Here is a 19,462-nt window from a genome sequence, read left to right on the forward strand (position 1 = left end):
CAAACTCACCAGTCCAGTATTAAAGGTGAAAATGTCCGACAATCCTGTAAACACCAATAGCCCCGGGCGTCCCAAGGACATGGCAAAACGCCAGGCAATCCTCGAAGCAGCCAAAATCCTGTTTTTGAGCAATGGCTACGCCAGCACCAGCATGGATGCCGTGGCCCTTGAGGCCGGCGTGTCAAAACTGACGGTCTACAGCCACTTCACGGATAAAGAGACCTTGTTCACCGCCGCCGTCGTGGCCAAGTGCGAGGAGCAGTTGCCGGTGATGTATTTCGAGTTGCCCGAGGGCATGCCGGTGCACACCGTACTGCTGAACATCGCGCGCGGCTTTCATCGGCTGATCAACAGCGAAGAATCGGTGAACCTGCACCGCCTGATGATGACCACCGGCAACCAGGACGTGAAACTCTCGCAGATCTTCTTTGAAGCCGGGCCTATGCGCATGCTGCAAGGCATGGAGCGCCTGCTCAGCCGCATTGACCAGAGCGGCGCCTTGAGCATCGACAAACCATTTACGGCGGCTGAGCACTTCTTTTGCCTGCTCAAGGGCACGGCAAATTTTTGCTTGTTGTATGGGTGTGGCGGGCAGCTGAGTGAAGAAGCTGCCGAAGCGCATGTGCAGGAGGTGGTGGGGTTGTTTATGCGGGCGTATCGGCCTTGAGGGTTTGAGCTGCCTGATCGGGCACTATCGCAGGCAAGCCAGCTCCCACCTTTGACTGTGTTTGCAAATCAAAAGGTGGGAGCTGGCTTGCCTGCGATGAGGCCCGATAGAACAACAATGATTCAGGACTTGAGCGCTTTCTTTGGATAGATGTCATACCGGCTGGACTTTCCATCCAACGCATGGCTCGGTTTCGGCCCGTCAATGCACGGCGCCTTGCGCGGGCGCTTGACCACCACGCGGTGGCTGGCCAACGCCAAGGCGGCAGCGAGTAAGGCCGGTGCGTCCGGATCATCACCCACTAAGGGGCGAAACAGGCGCATTTCCTTCTTCACCAGCGCCGTTTTCTCACGGTGCGGGAACATCGGGTCCAGGTAGATCACCTGCGGCGGCTCGCCCTCCCAGTTGCGCATCACCTCGATCGAGTTGCCTTTGAGCAACTGCATGCGCGCCACAATCGGCGCCACTTCAAAGTCGTCCGCACCACGGGCCAGGCCGTCTTCGAGCAAGGCGCCGATCAACGGCTGACGCTCGATCAGGCTCATCTCGCAGCCCAGGCTGGCGAGTACGAACGCGTCCTTGCCCAAGCCCGCCGTAGCGTCCAGCACCCGTGGACGCACGCCTTGGGCAACACCGACCGCCTTGGCGATCATCTGCCCGCTGCCACCGCCGTAGAGACGCCGATGCGCCGCGCCGCCTTCGACGAAGTCCACGCGCACCGGCCCCGGCGCGTCAGGCCCGAGCTGTTGCAGTTGCAGGCCGTGTTCCCCGACTTGCAGGGAAAAGTCCGCCTCCTCCAGCTGTAAAGGCAGGCCAAGCTGCGCGGCCCAGTGCTCGGCGCGGGCCTTGAAACCGTCGGCCAAAGCCTCGACCCGAATGCGGCTGGCCGCTGGTTGTTCGCTCATCAATCGCTACGCTCAAAAATATTAAGGATCGGCAAACAACGGCCGATAAAAACAACAGTCAGGTATTTTGCCAGAGCTGAGCGTCGACCGAGAAAAATGTCAGACATTCTTCCCCTAACCATCGGTGTACTGCCGACCCACAACCACTACGGCCTGCGCAATACTCAAGCGCTGGCTGGGGTGAGCCATGTGTGGCAGGACTTCTTCGCCCGTGCGTTGGCCGAGCAGCTTGGCGATACGCCGGGTGCGCTGGCGGCCAAAGCCCCGGCGCCGAGGGACCCGGCGGTAGAACCCAGCGAAGGCGCCGACCTGTTGTCACAGATCCTCACCCAGCGTGAATGCGACGTACACGACACCGAGGTTGCCCCGCCGGAGCCGCTGTTCCTGCCCATCGCCGAATTTGAAACCGAGCTGCTGCCGCCGCCTGCCACGCCGTTCCCGGCAGAAGAAATCATCGCCCAGCAGCGCCAGCAAAACTTCGAAAGCGGCTGGGTCCGCCCGATTGTGCTCAATGCCGGCAAACCGCCGCCTGAGCCTGGCCCGGCGCCGCAGCCCCAGCCGCTGCACCTGCCGATTGCCGAATTCGAACTGGACCTGCTGCCACCGCCTGCCACGCCTTACCCGGCCGAGGAGCTGGTGGCGCAACAGAAGGCGCTGGACTTCGATTATCACTGGGCGCGCCCGCTGATCCTCAACAACCTGCGCCTGGCGGCCTGATTCAGTCTTTGAAAAAACCGTTGGCCTGGCTGAACGGCATCTTGCGTTCAGTGAAGGTAAAAGTGCCCAGCTCATACACCTCCTGCGCCGCCCGATAGAACTCGCCATACGCCGCCAGCGCCATGGCTGAGCCGACACTGATGCGGCGCACGCCCATTTCGCTCAACTGCGCCACGCTCAGGTTCAAACCACCGGACATCAGCACATTTACCGGTTTGGGCGCCACCGCCTTGACCACCGCGAGCACTTCTTCGGCACTGCGCAAGGCGGGAGCGTAGAGCACGTCCGCCCCGGCTTCGGCGTAGGCTTGCAGGCGGCGAATAGTGTCAGGCAAATCCGGGCGACCATGCAGGAGGTTTTCTGCACGGGCGGTGAGCGTAAAGGCAAACGGCAAGCTGCGGGCAGCGGCGACGGCGGCTTCCACGCGCTCCACCGACAGGTCAAACGGATAGATCGGGTCGACCGCAATGCCCGTGGCGTCTTCGATAGAGCCACCCACAATACCGCTGGCCGCGGCGCGCAGGATGGTCTGGGCGCAGCCTTCGGGGGTGTCGCTGAAGCCGTTCTCCAGGTCAGCCGCCACCGGCAGCGCAGTGGCCCGCACGATCGATGACGCATTGGCCAAGGTGTCTTCAAGGGATAATGCGCCTTCCGCATCCGGTCGCCCGAGGCTGAACGCATAGCCCGCACTGGTCGTGGCCAACGCCTCAAAACCCAGGCTGGCGAGCATGATGGCGGAGCCGGCGTCCCACGGGTTGGGCATCACGAATGCGCGGTCACGCTCATGCAAGGCCTTGAAGGTTTCGGCGCGAAGGGTTTGGGCATCCATGGCTGACTCCTGTCGGAAAAAGGAGCCCTAGAGTAACCCCAGTTGCTCCGCTGCGGGTTCCCGATGCAAGGTTGGCAGCGCTGGCAACCCCGGCAAACGCAGCATCAACTGTTGGTGAAAGCGCAGCGCCAGTTGCGCGGCGAGGCGGTTATCCGAGGTGTGCAGGAACACATAAGGCGTGCGCCCCTCTTCGATCCAGCCAGCAATTTTTTCTACCCACGGGACCAGGAACGGGTCATTGGCCTCCAGTTCCGGATGGCCGATGAAGCGCACCTGGGGAAATTGAGTCAACGCCGCCGGCCGTGTTGGTACCTTGGGCTTTTTCGATTGGGCGTGCAGCACGGCCGCCGACGTTGAAGTGCAACTGAACAGCGCACGTGGATCGAGGCAAATACGCTCCACGCCACGGTCGCGCAACAGCCGGTTGAGCCTGCGCTCGGCATCGCCCTTGGCGAAGAACTCAGGGTGACGCACTTCCACGGCCAGCGGGCGTTCCAGGCCGTCAATGAAACCCGCCAGTTCGCCCAGGCGTTGCGGCGAAAAGCTCGCCGACAATTGCAACCACAGCGGCGAAACCCGCTCGCCCAAAGGGCTCATCAAGCCGACAAAACTTTCCGCTGCCGGCAATTGCTCGCGCAAGTCGCCGCCGTGGCTGATATCTCCGGGGAATTTGGCGGTGAAACGAAAACCCTCAGGCATGATTTCAGCCCAGCGCTGCACCGTGGCGGCCGAGGGGCGGGCATAAAAGGTGGTGTTGCCTTCAACGGCGTTAAAGACCTGGGAATACAGGGCAAGGTAGTCGCTGGAACGGGCATCGGCCGGGTACAGGTACTCGCGCCAGGCGTTTTCACTCCAGGACGGGCAGCCGATGTAGTAAGGCAGGCGCATCAGATGTGGATGTCGAGACCCAGCACTTCCATATCCCATTCGACAAAGCCGGCGGTGGTCAGGTAGCTGGCCAGGGCGGTGGCAACGCTTTTGCTCATGGAACGGGGGAAGACCATGTCTTGCTGACGGGCAGGAAGGCCTCTGATGCGTGCAGCGCCAGAACCTTGGGCACTGGGTTGCGACTCTGACTGAACCTCGATGAAGTCCGGCGAATCTTCGACGGACTCGTCTACCGTGACGTTCGCCTTGCGCGGCTTACGCTTGAGTGGGTAGGACTGTGAGGAAAAGCCGTCTATACGCATACATGCAGACTCGGTATCAATGATGGCAATTTAGCGGCACTTTCCGTAGCGCGCAAATGCTCTGGTGATAACTAGAACACATAATTTGTAAAAGGTTTACAAACCGAGGCAAATTCTGACGATTGGGGATTTTTGCCGGTGCGCTGCACTTACTGTGGCGAGGGAGCTTGCTCCCGTTGGACTGCGCAGCAGTCCCGATCTATTAACAGCGGGGCCGCTTCGCGGCCCGACGGGAGCAAGCTCCCTCGCCACACTTAAAGGCCGCGCTCAGCCTTGGTTTGCGCAACTTTATCGCGCAGGTAAACCGGTGCAGCCTGGTCAGCAGGAATCGCTTCGCCGCGCTCGAAAGCAAAGCGCGCCAAGGTCAGCAAGTCTTCGGCATGCGGCAACATTGTTGCATCCTGGCCAGCCAGCTTTACGTCGATGCGCTCACCGTAACCCCAACCCGTGCCGGCGCCGAACCACTCGCCGCTGGCATCAGCAGGCAACACCGACGATTCCGGAGGCTGTACGGCTTCCACGCCCACTAGACGCATTTCGCCAGCAGTTTCGCGGTAGCAGCCCCAATACACTTCATCCATGCGCGCATCAATCGCCGCCGCCACCTGCGAGGCGCCGTGTTCACGCAATGCACGCTGGGCCAATACCGCAAGGTTGGACACCGGCAACACCGGGCGCTCCAGCGCAAAGGCCAGGCCCTGCACCACACCAATGGCAATACGCACGCCGGTAAAGGCGCCCGGGCCACGCCCGAAAGCAATCGCGTCCACGGCAGACAGCGTGGTGCCCGCCTCTTCCAGCAGTTGCTTGATCATCGGCAACAGCTTCTGCGCATGCAGACGCGGGATCACCTCGTAGTGGCTCGTTACCTTGCCATCGTGCAGCAAGGCGACGGAGCAAGCTTCAGTCGCGGTGTCCAGGGCCAGCAGGGTGCTCATCGGTGTAGGTGTCCAAGTCGAAAAAAAGTGCGCCAGTATAAACAACAACGGCCCGCAAGCGGGCCGTTGTACGCAAAGCCGATCGAAGGATCAGCTCAGTGCTTCAAGCACCTTGGCAGTGATGGATTCTACCGAACCCACGCCAGGGATGTGGCTGTACTTCGGCTTGCCTTGGGCAGCCGAAAGCTTCTGGTAGAAATCCACCAGCGGCTTGGTCTGCGAATGGTAGACCGACAGGCGATGGCGCACGGTTTCTTCGGTGTCGTCCTTACGCTGTACCAGGTCTTCACCGGTCACATCGTCTTTACCTTCAACCTTTGGCGGGTTGTAGACGATGTGGTACACGCGGCCCGAGCCTTCGTGAACGCGACGGCCCGCAATACGCTGAACGATTTCTTCGTCTTCAACTGCGATTTCAACCACAGCGTCCAGCTCAACGCCGGCTTTCACCAAGGCTTCAGCCTGGGGAATGGTGCGTGGGAAACCGTCGAACAGGAAACCGTTCGTGCAGTCTTCCTGGCTGATGCGTTCCTTGACCAGGTTGATGATCAGGTCATCGGAGACCAGGCCGCCGCTGTCCATTACGCTCTTGGCGATCAGGCCCAGCTCGGTGCCGGCCTTGACGGCGGCACGCAGCATGTCACCGGTGGAGATTTGTGGAATGCCGAATTTTTCAGTGATGAACTTTGCCTGAGTACCTTTACCGGCCCCGGGAGCTCCCAGCAGAATGACGCGCATCGATGTGCTCCTCAATTTTTTATAGAGATGACGCTCGGATTCGCCGCGTGGGGCCAATCTCGTAAAAATGTGGGTCCTGGCCGATCAAACGGCCAAAGGCTGATCAAGATACACAGCGGGCTCTATCCATACAAGCCGCCAAAAGTCGCAAGAACCGCGCCCGCCATGCAGTCATAGGTAGGGTGTGCCTGAGTGCAACCCCGCCTCCTAAACGCCGACCGCCCGTTTCCGGGCGGCCGTCGTTGTTTATCTGCAAGCCATTGAGAACACGCAGAAAACCTCAGCCAGTGTTGCGCAAACCGGCGGCAATACCGGCTACAGACACCAGCAGCGCCTGTTCCAGAGGGCTGTCCTGCGCCGCCTCCTGCTGGCGCGAGCGTGCCAGTAATTCGGCCTGCAACAGGTGCAGCGGGTCGAGGTAGGTGTTGCGCAGGCGAATGAACTCAAGCGTGTCCGGGCTATGGGCCAGCAGTTGCGACTGGCCGGTCAGGCCAAGTACCACGTCGCACGCCTGCGACAATAGGTCGCGTAAGTGCGCACCCAATGGCAGCAGGTCCGGCTGCACCAAACGCTCGTCATACAGCCGCGCAATATCGGCATCTGCCTTGGCCAGCACCATTTCCAGCATATCAATGCGGGTGCGAAAGAACGGCCATTGCTCGCGCATCTGGCCGAGCAACTCACCTTCGCCACGCTCCAGCGCCTTGCTTAATGCCGCTTCCCAACCAAGCCAGGCGGGCAGCATCAGGCGGGTTTGGGTCCAGCCGAAGATCCACGGAATCGCGCGCAGGCTCTCGATACCGCCCGCACGGCGCTTGGCCGGGCGACTGCCCAATGGCAAGCGGCCCAGCTCCTGCTCGGGTGTGGACTGGCGGAAGTACTCGACGAACTGCGGATTTTCCCGCACCACGGCGCGGTAAGCACTGACACCGTCTGCTGCCAATTCATCCATCAGATGCCGCCAGGCCGGCTCAGGTGGCGGCGGTGGCAGCAGCGTGGCTTCGAGCACGGCAGCCAGATAAAGGTTGAGGTTCTGCTCGGCAATGTCCGGCAGGCCGAACTTGAAGCGGATCATCTCGCCTTGTTCGGTCGTACGGAAACGCCCCGCCACCGAGCCTGGCGGCTGCGACAGGATCGCCGCATGCGCCGGGCCGCCGCCACGACCAACGGTGCCGCCGCGACCATGGAACAACAGCAACTCCACCTGTTGCTCGCGACAGATATCCACCAGCCGTTCCTGCGCCCGGTACTGTGCCCAGGCAGCGGCGGTGGTGCCGGCGTCCTTGGCCGAGTCCGAATAGCCAATCATCACTTCCTGCGGGCCTTGCAAGCGCGCGCGATAACCCGGCAATTGCAGCAGACGCTCCATCACCGGCCCGGCGTTATCCAGGTCGGCCAGGGTTTCAAACAGCGGCACCACGCGCATCGGCCGTTGCACGCCCGACTCTTTAAGCAACAGTTGCACGGCCAGCACATCCGACGCGGCACCCGCCATGGAAATGACATAAGAACCGAGTGATGCAGCCGGTGCGGCGGCGACTTCCTTGCAGGTGTTCAACACTTCGGCGGTGTCTGCCGACGGTTTGAAATAACCCGGCAGCAGCGGTCGGCGATTGGTCAGCTCTTTGCTCAGGAAGCTGATGCGCGCTTCTTCGTCCCAGTCTTCATAACGGCCCAAGCCCAGGTAATCAGTGATTTCGGTCATGGCCGCCGAGTGACGACTGGAATCCTGACGCACGTCCAGGCGCACCAGGAACAAACCGAAGGTCACGGCACGGCGCAGGCAGTCGAGCAACGGGCCATCAGCGATCACGCCCATGCCGCACTCATGCAGCGACTGGTAGCACAGCTCCAACGGGTCGAGCAGGTCGCGGTTGTTTTGCAACACATCGGCAGGCGCAGGCGTGCTGGCGGTAAGTGAGGTATGCGCCCATTGGCGCGTGGCGCGCAGGCGTTCGCGCAGTTGCTTGAGCAAGGCACGGTAAGGTTCGACGCTATCACCGACCTTGGCCTGCAATGCAGGGCTGGCCTGCTGCATCGACAGCTCAGAGGCCAGATGATCGACATCTCGCAGGTACAGATCCGCCGCCATCCAGCGCGCCAGCAGCAACACTTCGCGGGTGACCGGCGCGGTGACATTCGGGTTGCCGTCACGGTCGCCGCCCATCCACGAAGCAAAGCGGATCGGCGCCGCCTCAAGTGGCAGGCGCAGGCCCGTGGCGGCGTGCAAGGCCTGGTCGGCCTTGCGCAAATAATTGGGAATGGCATGCCACAGCGAATGCTCGATCACCGCAAAGCCCCACTTGGCTTCGTCTACCGGCGTGGGCCGGATGCGGCGGATCTCTTCAGTGTGCCAGGCTTCGGCGATCAGCCGCTGCAAGCGCTGGCGGATCTGCTCGCGCTCGGCGCTGGTGAGGTCGCGGTGATCCTGCAACGCCAGCTGTGCGGCAATCGCATCGTATTTCTGGATCAAGGTGCGGCGCGCCACTTCGGTCGGGTGGGCGGTGAGCACCAGCTCAATCTCCAGGCGCGCCAACTGACGGGCCAGGGACTCATTGCTGTGACCTTCGCTTTGCAGGCGCGCCAGCAACTCCGGTAATACGCGAGACTCGAAGGGCGCTGGTTGCGATTCATCGCGCCGATGGATCAGTTGGTACTGCTCGGCGATATTGGCCAGGTTGAGAAACTGGTTGAAGGCCCGGGCCACGGGCAGCAATTCATCTTCCTGTAACTGATTGAGGCGGGTGCTCAGCTCATCGCCAGCACCTCGTCTGTCAGCCTTGGCGCCTTTACGGATCTGCTCGATCTTGTCGAGAAAAGCATCGCCGTACTGTTCTCGAATGGTGTTGCCCAGCAGCTCACCCAGCAGGTGAACATCCTCACGCAAGCGTGCATCGATATCACTCATCAGCCAATCTCCAGCCAGAAATCCGGGACGCGCAGGCCTTCCAGAGTGCCGCCCGCGTCAGTTTCTGACAAGACACTTTAAACCTTGCGACTTGCAGCTAGTCTCAACAGTGAGTCGTCGTGTTACCCACGCAGGCGACTGGACACCCATCACCGCCTGCCATCGCGGGCTTATTGAGGTTGCCATGAAAATTCGAGAACTGGCCCAACATTGGGAAGAGAACGCGAAGGGTCGCCTGACCAAAACCGAGTACGCGATCCACTTGGACGTCGAGTCCGCTGCGCGCCTGGCCGCTATCGCCGAGATGTACCCCAAGCGCAGCACCGAAGAATTGCTCGGCGAACTGATCGGCGCGGCCCTTGAAGAGCTGGAAGCGAGCTTCCCCTACATCAAGGGCCAGCATGTGATCGCCACCGATGAAGAGGGTGACCCACTGTACGAGGACGTCGGCCCGACGCCGCGCTTTCTGACTCTGTCACGCCGCTATCTGCATGATTTATCAGCCACCGCCGATAAACAGCAACACTGACAAACCTTCGACACCCCCCGTTTAACCCCTGTATTCCGGGCCTCACAGAGGCTCGGAGTACCTCTGCGCAACGCGAAAGTTCAAACTTTTAAACGCTGACCAAACAGTCAGATATTTTTTTAGGCAAATCGCCATCTCCGCTGAACTTTTGAAAAAACGCTCCGGTCACAACCAGTAAGCCATCACTTGGAACGGCCGTTTGAAAAGGGCATTAGGTGCTTTACCGCCGAGCCTGCAACCGCCAACCAATGAAGTGGATTTTGATTTTTTCAGGAGTTATCCAATGGAGTTGAAGACGATGAAGACCAGCACTGCCAAATCCTCGTTTAACCATCTGCGCGGGCTGAAATTGGCCGCGCTGGCAATCGGCACCAGCTTCGTTCTGGCGGGCTGCGCCGGCAACCCTCCGACCGAGCAATACGCCGTGACCCAGTCCGCCGTAAACAGCGCAGTCAGCGCCGGCGGCACCGAGTACGCAGCGGTAGAAATGAAGTCGGCCCAGGACAAGCTCAAAGCTGCCGAACTGGCCATGCATGACAAAAACTACGACAAAGCGCGTCAACTGGCTGAGCAAGCCGAGTGGGATGCCCGAGTCGCAGAGCGCAAGGCCCAGGCTGCCAAGGCTGACCAGGCTGTGAAGGATTCCCAGAAAGCTGTGCAGGAACTGCGTCAGGAAGGCATGCGCCCGGCTGTTATCAAACAGCAATAAGCCGCCGCCACTGATTGCACTGCACCCGATATCGAATTGAAAGGACGACACGACTATGCGTAAACAATTGATGATCCCTGCCCTGCTGGCGATGAGCGTTGCTCTGGCGGCGTGCTCCACCCCGCCGAACCAGAACCTGGAAAACGCACGTACCAACTTCTCGGCCCTGCAATCCAACCCGCAAGCCACCAAGGTAGCGGCGCTGGAGACCAAGGACGCGCAGGATTGGCTGGACAAGGCTGACAAGGCCTACCGCGACAAGGAAGACGAGAAGAAGGTCGACCAACTGGCCTACCTGACCAACCAGCGTGTGGAAGTGGCCAAAGACACCATCTCGCTGCGTGAATCCGAAGCCAAGCTGAAAAACGCCGGCGACGAACGTGCTCGCGCCCTGCTGCAAGCCCGTGATGCACAGATCAAGCAACTGCAAGACAGCTTGAACGCCAAGCAGACTGATCGCGGCACTCTGGTGACCTTCGGTGACGTGCTGTTCGCCACCAATAAGTCCGACCTGAAATCCAGTGGCCTGGTGAACATCACCAAACTGGCTCAGTTCCTGCGCGACAACCCGGACCGTAAAGTGATCGTCGAAGGCTACACCGACAGCACCGGTTCGGACTCGTACAACCAGAGCCTGTCCGAGCGTCGTGCCGCTTCGGTACAACGTGCACTGGCTCAACAAGGCGTGGATATCTCGCGCATCGTGACCCAGGGTTACGGCAAGGAATACCCGGTTGCCGACAACGGCAGCGTTTCGGGCCGTGCCATGAACCGCCGCGTTGAAGTGACCATCTCCAACGACAACCAGCCAGTCAAGCCACGCTCTTCCGTTGCTAACTGATTGATTGACGCAGGATGAAAAAACCACCGGAAACGGTGGTTTTTTTTGCTTCAGAATTGGATCTGACGGTTGCTGTCGTCGCCGCCCGCCAGCTCGAACTCCGTGCGCCGCCTGGTTTCGTCCTGCTCCTTTTGGGAAAGCTCTGCGTCCCACTCGCTGAACTCATCCAAACTTTGCTGCGCCCGGGCCATATCCAACATCCTGTCTATCGCAGCAATATTCACCGTAACTCTCCCTTGGCTGGCCATTCATAAGTTATCCATCAGCAGCGCTGACAAGCCCTTAAGTGGCATCCTACGGAATACGGTTCCAGATATTTCAGTATCGCTGCATTGAAGCGCTTTACTCTTGAAGTTGCGGGGTTTCCTGGCCCATGCAACGCACGGCTTGTTTCTTGTTATTGACCAGTACGCCGCTCAAGCCTTTCTGTTCGGTATCAAACATCACCAATACGCCATCAATGCATTGCGCCACCTGCGCAGCCGGAGTCAGCGATACCTTGTAGTCCTCGCCCGGCACGGTCTTGAGCATGGTGAAGTCGCTGAGCAACAAGGCATCTTCCGGCTTGGCGAAGTGCAAGTAGCCGTAAAACCACAGGCAGCCGACGGTGCCGATGATGGTGCCGATGCCGGTGAGGATCAGCGGGATCATGTTGCGTTCTTCGCTCATTGCGGGCTCTCTGATGAATCAACTTTAGGAATAGGGTAATTCGGTATCTCGCCCAGGCGGCGCAGGCCATTGAAGTGCTGCGGGTCGTCCAGATAGCGCAGCATCACGGTTTGCCAGGTCTTGTCGGCAAAGGTCTGCACATGGCCGCCACGGGTCAACTGCAATACCCTCGGTGGCGGCGCGGCCTGATACAGGCGAATGCCGTTGGCCACCGGCACAATCGGGTCATCCAGGCTGTGGAACAACAGCTTGGGCACGCCGGTAAGCTGGGGCATGGCATTGATCGCACTGTCGGCGTCGGGCACCAGCCACGACAGCGGCACCTGAAACGGCCATGTTAACCAGGAGGTGCTGAGGGCAAATTGTCCTACGTCACGATAACTGGCGGGCACGCCGTCCAGAACCAGAGCCTTGAGCTGGGCTTGACGCTGCGGGTGTGCCGCCAAGTAATGCACCGCCAGCGCACCGCCCAGGCTCTGGCCCAACACGATCAGCGGCTGGCCTTGGGTTTCAGGGGCCTTGTCGATCCAGCCGAATGCCGCATCGATGTCCTGATACACCGCCGGCAGTGACGGCTTGCCTTCAGACAGGCCATAACCGCGATAGTCCAGCAGCAGCACTTGATAGCCCTGCTCCGGCAACCACCAACTGCCGCCCAGGTGCCAGGCCAGGTTGCCGCCATTGCCGTGCAGGTGCAGCATCGTGCCTTTGAGCGGCACACCGGGTTTGGCCGGCAGCCACCAGGCATGCAGCTTTACGCCGTCGGCGGTGGTGAGGGTGACGTCGCGATAGGCCAGGTGGGCTTTTTCCGGCGTGAACGGCAGGCCGGGTTCGGGGTAGAACAGCAGTGAGCTGCAGCCGTTTAAAGTGAGTAGCAGGCAAAGAATGCCGAGGATTCTCATCCGTTGAAGCCTCGCTGATAGGTTGTACTCATTTCTCAAGAACCAATGAGATCAAATGTGGGAGCTGGCTTGCCTGCGATAGCGGTCTTTCAGTTAAAACAGCGGTGACTGATACACCGCTATCGCAGGCAAGCCAGCTCCCACCTTTTTGATTCGGTTGTGTCAGGGAAATCTCTACAGGATATTCGAGTAATCCGCCTCGATCCGGTCCAGGCTCAGGTGGTTGAGGAAGTTGGAGAAGCACATCCACGCCGCCAGGGCGTTCATGTCGCGAAACTGCTCGGGCAGGTACTTGGGTGGCACCACCAGGCCTTCGTCGACCAGTTGGCGCAAGGTGCGCATGTCTTCCAGGGTGGTCTTGCCGCAGAACAGCAGCGGCACTTGTTCCAACTTGCCTTTGCGCACGGCCAACTGGATGTAGTTGTAAACCATGATAAAGCCCTTGAGGTAGGACAAGTCCTTGGTAAACGGCAGACCGGTCGGCGTCGAACCACGGAACACTCGGCTGGCATTGCCATAGCTTTCGGCCATCTCAAAGCCTTGCTCGCGGAAGAACTCGAATACCTGCAGGAAGTCGGCGCCCTCTTCGACCATATGGATGGCGCGGGTGCGGTTGGTCAGTTTGCGCAGGCGGCTGGGGTAGGAGGCAAAGGTGATGATCTCCATCAGAATCGCCAGGCCTTCCTGGGTCACCGTTGACGAGGGCGGCCCTTTGGACAGAAAGGTGCAGATCGGCTGGTTCTGGCCATTGAGCGTGGTGCCGACGTGCACCAGGCCTTCGTGCACTTCCAGCGCGCGCACATCACGCTCGTTGAACATCGCGTCGGCGCGGATCTTGATGTAGTCGGCGCCCGCCGCCGCATCGGCGACGATACCGTCGGACTCGAAGACGCGGATGGTCTCTTCGGCCTCACCGAACACCTTGTTCAAACGGGTTTGCAGCAAGGCCACGGCATGCTTGGCCGTGAGCGTCTTGGCTTCGTCCTTGAGGTCGCCACGGCCGTCGATCTGGTTGAGGTAGTCGGACATCATCAGGCCCAGGTCGGCCAGCGTCGGGTCACCGGCGTGGAACGCGTCCGAGGCGGCGCCGTAGAGTTCCTGGGAAATCAGGCCGAAGTCCTCGGTGCCCCGCGCTTCGAGCATGCGCACCACCATGCGGTACTCGCGGCACATGCGGCGCATGATCTGCCCCACCGGGCTGAACTGGCCGAGACGACGGGTGATGTCGCGCTCGATGTTCTGGAACTCCAGCTTCACCGCGCTGGAGTCAAACGACAGCGGCCGGCCCAGGTAGTAATCGCGGTCCACGGCCGGCATGGCCTTGCCCTTGGCCTTGAGAAAGCCCTGGCGAATGTTCTCGTCCCACTTCACGGCGTCGAGGACGCGAATCGGTGTTTGTGCCAGCACAATGCGATCGGACAAGGTGCGTATCGTCTGCTGGTAATCGTCCACCCGGTGCTTCCTCTTTAAACGTTATTTGCCCGCGCGCCGGTAGCGCACGGCTTCAACGAACACATCGGCATTGGCCGGGTCATCCAGATAGGCAAATACCTGGTCCATGGGGCTGTCGACCCGCACGCCGTCACCTTCGACGGTTTCCACGGTGCTGCCGCGCAAGGCATTTTGGCCTATGGCTTGATGGATCTGCTCAAGGTCGAGGTTGTAGACCACCAATTCACGCGTTTTGTCGCCCTTACCTTCAAAGTCAAAACCGGCCAGGAAGTAATTGCCACCCAAGGCCGCCGGCAACGGCGCAGAAAGGTACCAGCGGTTGCCATGGCGCGACACCGTAAACAGGTACTCATCACGCTGGCCCGGCTTGGCTTTAGGGTAGCTCACGGCCTTGTAATGCTGCTGATCGACACGGGTGATCTGCAGATTCAGCGGTTCGCCCCAGGCGTTTTTACTTGACCAGTGGCCGAGCAAGGCGTCGGGCGCGGCTTCACTGGCCGGCAGCGGGTCCTTGAAGGTGACCAGGCAACCGCTGAGCAGCAGGAACGACAAGGCGATTGCAATGACACGCCAGGCTTTCATTGGGCACCCCATCAAGTGTGGGAGCTGGCTCCCACATAAAGCAGATTGCGCACGGGGCTAGACCGAGGCCAACACCAAATGCATGTAACGCTTGAGAATCTCAAGCATCTCTTCACCCGTCAGAGGCTCAGGGCCGCCGAGCAGGCCCTGATATTCCATCCGACCGATTATCGCCGTCAACACTCTGGCATCCTGTTGCGGCTCGCGGGAACCCAATACCTGGAAAAACTGCCCGGTGCCCTGCAACAGAATCTGCTGGTGCGAGCGCACCAGCTCAGCCAGGCGCGGGTTAAGCAAGGCTTCCTGGCGAAAGGCCTGTTCGGCCATCAAGTGTTCGCGGCGATTGGTCAGTTGGCGCATCACGTAGTCGGCGGTCAGCCGTGCAATGTCATCGGCCAGTTGTGAGCGTGACTGCGGGCTGCCATCGCCATAGGCGACCATCTCGCGCAGCAGGCCTTCATTGCGCACCCACAGCTTGCCCATGAAGGCAGCGCTGCGCTCCACGTATTGGGCGAAGGTATCGGTGAGCAGGTCATCAATGTCCTTGAAGTAATAGGTGGTGGCCGACAACGGCACGCCGGCCTCTGCTGCCACCGCGCGATGGCGCACACCGCGTACCCCATCACGCACGACGATGCGCATGGCCGCATCGAGAATGTCTTGCCGGCGTTGCTCGCTGCCTCGACGGCTGGCCTTGCGGCCCTGGTACTGGACACTATCAGCCACGGCAGCAGCAATGCCGGCGGCGCCTTCTTGAGCCATTACGCGGTTCACGACAGATCTTCCTTTAATGAGTTATGCGGAGCGTCACGGGCTGCATTCCTGTGCAGAGCGTGGGAACGCTCAGCGCGTGCCTCTTGGCGCCGTTCTGCTGACGGCTGAATTCGTCACACAAAAAAGCCGCCTTATAAAAGGCGGCTTCGGATTTCGCTACGGTTACGCTTGTGGCCGCATGTGCGGGAACAAGATCACATCGCGGATCGACGGCGAGTTGGTCAACAACATCACCAACCGGTCGATACCGATACCTTCACCGGCGGTCGGCGGCATGCCGTATTCCAGGGCGCGAACGAAGTCGGCGTCGTAGTGCATCGCCTCGTCGTCACCGGCGTCCTTGTCGGCCACCTGGGCCATGAAGCGTTCGGCCTGGTCTTCTGCATCATTAAGCTCGGAGTAGGCGTTGGCGATTTCGCGGCCGCCAATGAACAGCTCGAAACGGTCGGTGACGTTCGGGTTGTCATCGTTGCGACGTGCCAGCGGCGACACTTCGAACGGGTACTGGGTAATGAAGTGCGGCTGTTCCAGCTTGTGCTCCACCAGCTCTTCGAAAATCATCACCTGCAGTTTGCCCAGGCCTTCGAAGCCCAGCACCTTGGCGCCAGCTTTCTTGGCGATGGCGCGGGCCTTGTCGATGTCGGTCAGGTCGTCAGCGGTCAGCTCAGGGTTGTACTTGAGGATCGAGTCGAACACCGACAGACGCACGAACGGCTCGCCGAAGTGGAACACCTTGTCGCCGTACGGCACGTCAGTGCTGCCCAGTACCAGCTGCGCCAGCTCGCGGAAGAGTTCTTCGGTGAGGTCCATGTTGTCTTCGTAGTCGGCGTAGGCCTGGTAGAACTCCAACATGGTGAATTCAGGGTTGTGACGGGTCGAGACGCCTTCGTTACGGAAGTTGCGGTTGATCTCGAACACTTTCTCGAAGCCGCCAACCACCAGGCGCTTGAGGTACAGCTCCGGCGCGATACGCAGGAACATTTCCAGGTCCAGCGCGTTGTGGTGAGTCTCGAACGGTTTGGCTGCGGCACCACCGGGGATGGTTTGCAGCATCGGCGTTTCTACTTCGAGGAAGTCACGCGCCATCAGGAAGCTGCGGATGTGCGCAATCACTTGCGAACGCACGCGGAAGGTCTGGCGCACGTCTTCGTTGACGATCAGGTCGACGTAGCGCTGGCGATAGCGCTGCTCGGTGTCGGTCAGGCCGTGGTGCTTGTCCGGCAGCGGGCGCAGCGACTTGGTCAGCAGGCGCACGCTGGTCATTTCAACGTAAAGGTCGCCCTTGCCGGAACGCGCCAGGGTGCCTTCGGCGGCAATGATGTCGCCCATGTCCCAGGTTTTCACCGAGGCCAGGGTTTCTTCAGGCAGGGTTTTACGGTTGACGTACACCTGAATGCGCCCGGTCATGTCCTGGATCACCATGAACGAGCCACGGTTAAGCATGATGCGACCCGCCACCTTGACCGGGATTGCAGCCTCTGCCAGCTCTTCCTTGGTCTTGTCCGCGTACTGTTTCTGCAAGGCATCGCAGTAGTTGTCACGGCGGAAGTCGTTCGGGAAGGCATTACCCTTGGCGCGCTCGGCAGCAAGCTTTTCCTTGCGCAGGGCGATCAGGGAGTTTTCTTCCTGTTGCAGGGCTTGCGGGTCGAGTTGTTGGTCGCTCATGTCTTTTGAAATTCCATCACAGGTTCGTTGCCCCCACCGGTGGCAGGGGACTTAAGGTCTTGGCTGACGGTTTACAGCCCCGATTTCAAGCTGGCTTCCAGGTATTCGTCGATATCACCGTCGAGCACCTTGTCGCAATCGCTGCGTTCGATGTTAGTGCGCAGATCCTTGATCCGCGATGCATCAAGCACATACGAACGGATCTGGTGGCCCCAGCCGATATCCGACTTGGTGTCTTCCAGCGCCTGGGAAGCGGCGTTGCGCTTCTGCATTTCCTGCTCGTACAACTTGGCCCGCAGCATTTTCATGGCGGTGTCCTTGTTGGCGTGCTGGGAACGTTCGTTCTGGCAGCTGACCACGGTGTTGGTCGGTACGTGGGTAATACGCACGGCCGAGTCGGTGGTGTTTACGTGCTGGCCACCGGCACCGGAGGAGCGGTAGGTGTCGATCCGCAGGTCGGCCGGGTTGATCTCGATTTCCACCTTGTCGTCGATCTCTGGCGAGACGAAAACGGCGGAGAACGAGGTATGGCGACGGTTGCCGGAGTCGAACGGGCTCTTGCGCACCAGGCGGTGTACGCCGATCTCGGTCCGCAACCAGCCAAAGGCGTATTCGCCCTTGATGTGCACGGTCGCGCCTTTGATACCGGCGACTTCACCGGCCGACAGTTCCATGATGGTGGCGTCGAAACCGCGTTTATCCGCCCAGCGCAGGTACATGCGCAGCAGGATGTTGGCCCAGTCCTGGGCCTCGGTGCCGCCGGAACCGGCCTGGATGTCCAGGTAGGCGTTGTTCGGGTCCATTTCGTGGCTGAACATGCGGCGGAATTCAAGCTTGGCGAGGTTTTCCTCGAGACGGGCCAGCTCGGCGACGACATCGCCCACTGCGCCTTCGTCGTTTTCTTCGACAGCCATGTCCAGCAGGTCGCGGCAATCGCCCAGACCGGTGTTCAACTCGTCGAGGGTGTCGACGATCTGCGCCAGCGCAGCACGCTCGCGGCCCAGTTCCTGGGCGTATTCAGGTTTGTTCCAGACAGCCGGATCTTCAAGCTCGCGATTGACTTCGGTCAGACGCTCATGCTTTTGATCGTAGTCAAAGATACCCCCGAATAGTTTCGGAGCGCTCGGACAGGTCCTTGATGGTGTTAAGGATCGGGTTGATTTCCATGGCGGGCAGCACTCGTTGGCGAACTTTTGAAAGCCGACGAGTATAACGACAAACCGGCGCTAACGGCAGCCCGCTTGGCGAAAAGGCGGGGTTGTTGACGATCTCCAGAACGATTGAGATCAAATGTGGGAGCTGGCTTGCCTGCGATAGCGGTGTATCAGGTACAGATGTGGTAACTGACAGGCCGCTATCGCAGGCAAGCCAGCTCCCACAAGGGTTCGGCGGTGTTCTGCTTACTCGATACCGACCTGATTGCGCCCGTTATGCTTGGCCGTGTACAACCCCTTGTCCGCCGCCATGATCAACTGCCGACAATCCGTACCCTGCAACGGCGTCATGGTCGACAGGCCAATACTGATGGTCAGGCTCGCCCCTTCTGCCGGGGCAATGTGCGGGATCTTCAGCCCCGCAACCGCCATGCGCAGCTTCTCGGCCACCAGGCGCGCACCGCCCGGCGAGGTATTGGGCAGCACCAACGCAAACTCTTCACCGCCGTACCGCGCCGGCAAGTCCGAAGGTCGGCTGCTGGCTTCACGGATGCTCGCGGCGACTTTGCGCAGGGCTTCATCACCTTCGACGTGGCCAAAGCTGTCGTTGTAGGTCTTGAAGAAGTCCACATCGATCATCAACAACGACAGCTGGGTCTGGTCACGCATGGCACGGCGCCATTCCAGCTCCAGGTATTCGTCAAAGTGGCGGCGGTTGGACAGCCCGGTGAGGCCATCGGAGTTCATCAGCCGCTGCAGCACCAGGTTGGTGTCCAGCAATTGCTGCTGGCTCACACGCAGCGCGCGGTACGCCGCATCGCGCTGCAACAGCGTCATATACGAGCGCGAGTGATAGCGAATGCGCGCCACCAGCTCGATGTTATCCGGCAGCTTGACCAGGTAATCATTGGCTCCGGCCGAAAACGCCGCGCTCTTGATCAGCGGGTCTTCCTTGGTCGAAAGCACGATGATCGGGATATTCGCCGTGGCCGGGTGGTTGCGGTATTCGCGCACCAGTGTCAGGCCATCAAGACCGGGCATCACCAGGTCTTGCAGGATCACCGTCGGTTTGATGCGGATCGCCTGGGCAATCGCCTGATGCGGGTCGGCGCAAAAGTGAAAGTCGATGTTTTCCTCGTGAGCCAGGCCGCGCCGCACAGCTTCGCCGATCATGGCCTGGTCGTCGACCAGCAACACCATGGCAGCGTTTTCGTCGGTCTTGATGTCGTCGATCTGTAAATCATTCATGTGCAGTCACCTGAATTACTTTCCTGCAAGCCGGCACTGCGAGAG

Annotated in this window: 21 protein-coding genes; 5 read left to right on the plus strand and 16 right to left on the minus strand. The window is 60.2% G+C overall.

What is annotated here, in order from left to right:
* Nucleotides 1-31 precede the first annotated feature (31 nt).
* Nucleotides 32-667, plus strand: a complete 636-nt coding sequence (locus tag HX790_RS04605) for a TetR/AcrR family transcriptional regulator (RefSeq protein WP_017137119.1) — start codon at nt 32-34, stop codon at nt 665-667.
* A gap of 122 nt (nt 668-789) precedes the next feature.
* Here the strand turns inward: HX790_RS04605 and HX790_RS04610 are convergent, their stop codons facing one another.
* Nucleotides 790-1,572 (minus strand): class I SAM-dependent methyltransferase, encoded by a 783-nt coding sequence (locus tag HX790_RS04610; RefSeq protein ID WP_017137118.1) that lies wholly within the window; start codon nt 1,570-1,572, stop codon nt 790-792.
* A 96-nt stretch (nt 1,573-1,668) separates the two neighbouring features.
* Between HX790_RS04610 and HX790_RS04615 the strand changes: the two genes are divergently transcribed.
* Nucleotides 1,669-2,289 (plus strand): energy transducer TonB, encoded by a 621-nt coding sequence (locus HX790_RS04615; protein ID WP_176991288.1) that lies wholly within the window; start codon nt 1,669-1,671, stop codon nt 2,287-2,289.
* Nucleotide 2,290: 1 nt separating this feature from the next.
* Here the strand turns inward: HX790_RS04615 and HX790_RS04620 are convergent, their stop codons facing one another.
* The 6 genes from HX790_RS04620 to ppc form a co-directional block, all read right to left on the minus strand.
* The gene (locus HX790_RS04620) at nt 2,291-3,118 is read right to left on the minus strand and encodes an isocitrate lyase/phosphoenolpyruvate mutase family protein (RefSeq protein WP_138451327.1); all 828 of its coding nucleotides are present in this window, start codon (nt 3,116-3,118) and stop codon (nt 2,291-2,293) included.
* A gap of 27 nt (nt 3,119-3,145) precedes the next feature.
* Nucleotides 3,146-4,006 carry a DUF72 domain-containing protein gene (locus tag HX790_RS04625; RefSeq protein WP_099548543.1) on the minus strand — a complete coding sequence of 287 codons (861 nt, stop codon included), beginning with the start codon at nt 4,004-4,006 and terminating at the stop codon, nt 3,146-3,148.
* Entirely contained in the window at nt 4,006-4,308 is a 303-nt protein-coding gene (locus HX790_RS04630) for a hypothetical protein (RefSeq protein WP_176991289.1), read from the minus strand. Before HX790_RS04630 ends, HX790_RS04625 begins: the two co-directional genes overlap by 1 nt.
* Nucleotides 4,309-4,562: 254 nt before the next feature.
* Nucleotides 4,563-5,246 carry a tRNA (adenosine(37)-N6)-threonylcarbamoyltransferase complex dimerization subunit type 1 TsaB gene (tsaB, locus tag HX790_RS04635; RefSeq protein ID WP_017137113.1) on the minus strand — a complete coding sequence of 228 codons (684 nt, stop codon included), beginning with the start codon at nt 5,244-5,246 and terminating at the stop codon, nt 4,563-4,565.
* A gap of 90 nt (nt 5,247-5,336) precedes the next feature.
* On the minus strand, nt 5,337-5,984 hold the full coding sequence (gene adk / locus HX790_RS04640) for an adenylate kinase (RefSeq protein ID WP_017137112.1): 648 nt from the start codon (nt 5,982-5,984) through the stop codon (nt 5,337-5,339).
* Between the two features lie 280 nt (nt 5,985-6,264).
* Entirely contained in the window at nt 6,265-8,892 is a 2,628-nt protein-coding gene (ppc, locus tag HX790_RS04645) for a phosphoenolpyruvate carboxylase (RefSeq protein ID WP_176991290.1), read from the minus strand.
* A gap of 184 nt (nt 8,893-9,076) precedes the next feature.
* On the opposite strand from ppc, the gene HX790_RS04650 reads away from it, so the two are divergent.
* The 3 genes from HX790_RS04650 to HX790_RS04660 all read left to right on the plus strand — a co-directional run bounded on the left by HX790_RS04650 (nt 9,077) and on the right by HX790_RS04660 (nt 10,971).
* Nucleotides 9,077-9,421, plus strand: a complete 345-nt coding sequence (locus HX790_RS04650; RefSeq protein ID WP_099548541.1) for a pilin assembly protein — start codon at nt 9,077-9,079, stop codon at nt 9,419-9,421.
* A 283-nt stretch (nt 9,422-9,704) separates the two neighbouring features.
* Nucleotides 9,705-10,130 carry a DUF4398 domain-containing protein gene (locus HX790_RS04655; protein WP_017137109.1) on the plus strand — a complete coding sequence of 142 codons (426 nt, stop codon included), beginning with the start codon at nt 9,705-9,707 and terminating at the stop codon, nt 10,128-10,130.
* A 55-nt stretch (nt 10,131-10,185) separates the two neighbouring features.
* Entirely contained in the window at nt 10,186-10,971 is a 786-nt protein-coding gene (locus HX790_RS04660) for an OmpA family protein (RefSeq protein ID WP_017137108.1), read from the plus strand.
* 50 nt (nt 10,972-11,021) lie between these two features.
* Here the strand turns inward: HX790_RS04660 and HX790_RS04665 are convergent, their stop codons facing one another.
* The 9 genes from HX790_RS04665 to HX790_RS04705 form a co-directional block, all read right to left on the minus strand.
* Nucleotides 11,022-11,195, minus strand: coding sequence for a hypothetical protein (locus HX790_RS04665; RefSeq protein WP_157786501.1), 174 nt, complete (start codon nt 11,193-11,195; stop codon nt 11,022-11,024).
* A 118-nt stretch (nt 11,196-11,313) separates the two neighbouring features.
* Nucleotides 11,314-11,640 (minus strand): hypothetical protein, encoded by a 327-nt coding sequence (locus HX790_RS04670; RefSeq protein WP_017137106.1) that lies wholly within the window; start codon nt 11,638-11,640, stop codon nt 11,314-11,316.
* The gene (locus HX790_RS04675) at nt 11,637-12,542 is read right to left on the minus strand and encodes an alpha/beta hydrolase (RefSeq protein ID WP_176991291.1); all 906 of its coding nucleotides are present in this window, start codon (nt 12,540-12,542) and stop codon (nt 11,637-11,639) included. Before HX790_RS04675 ends, HX790_RS04670 begins: the two co-directional genes overlap by 4 nt.
* A gap of 174 nt (nt 12,543-12,716) precedes the next feature.
* Nucleotides 12,717-13,994 (minus strand): flavohemoglobin expression-modulating QEGLA motif protein, encoded by a 1,278-nt coding sequence (locus HX790_RS04680; RefSeq protein WP_017137104.1) that lies wholly within the window; start codon nt 13,992-13,994, stop codon nt 12,717-12,719.
* 21 nt (nt 13,995-14,015) lie between these two features.
* Entirely contained in the window at nt 14,016-14,576 is a 561-nt protein-coding gene (locus HX790_RS04685; protein WP_017137103.1) for a hypothetical protein, read from the minus strand.
* 57 nt (nt 14,577-14,633) lie between these two features.
* Entirely contained in the window at nt 14,634-15,350 is a 717-nt protein-coding gene (locus HX790_RS04690) for a TetR/AcrR family transcriptional regulator (RefSeq protein WP_026013712.1), read from the minus strand.
* Nucleotides 15,351-15,512: 162 nt separating this feature from the next.
* Nucleotides 15,513-17,015, minus strand: coding sequence for a lysine--tRNA ligase (lysS, locus tag HX790_RS04695; RefSeq protein WP_017137101.1), 1,503 nt, complete (start codon nt 17,013-17,015; stop codon nt 15,513-15,515).
* Nucleotides 17,016-17,086: 71 nt separating this feature from the next.
* Nucleotides 17,087-18,182 (minus strand): peptide chain release factor 2 gene (gene prfB, locus HX790_RS04700; protein WP_096236834.1). Its coding sequence is split into 2 segments (ribosomal slippage): nt 17,087-18,109 and nt 18,111-18,182, totalling 1,095 coding nucleotides; the frame shifts between segments, so codons are not numbered across the junction.
* A 233-nt stretch (nt 18,183-18,415) separates the two neighbouring features.
* On the minus strand, nt 18,416-19,417 hold the full coding sequence (locus HX790_RS04705; RefSeq protein ID WP_017137099.1) for a PleD family two-component system response regulator: 1,002 nt from the start codon (nt 19,415-19,417) through the stop codon (nt 18,416-18,418).
* Between the last annotated feature and the right edge of the window lie 45 nt (nt 19,418-19,462).

This window comes from Pseudomonas sp. IPO3747 (genome assembly GCF_013385245.1).
Taxonomy (GTDB): domain Bacteria; phylum Pseudomonadota; class Gammaproteobacteria; order Pseudomonadales; family Pseudomonadaceae; genus Aquipseudomonas; species Aquipseudomonas edaphica.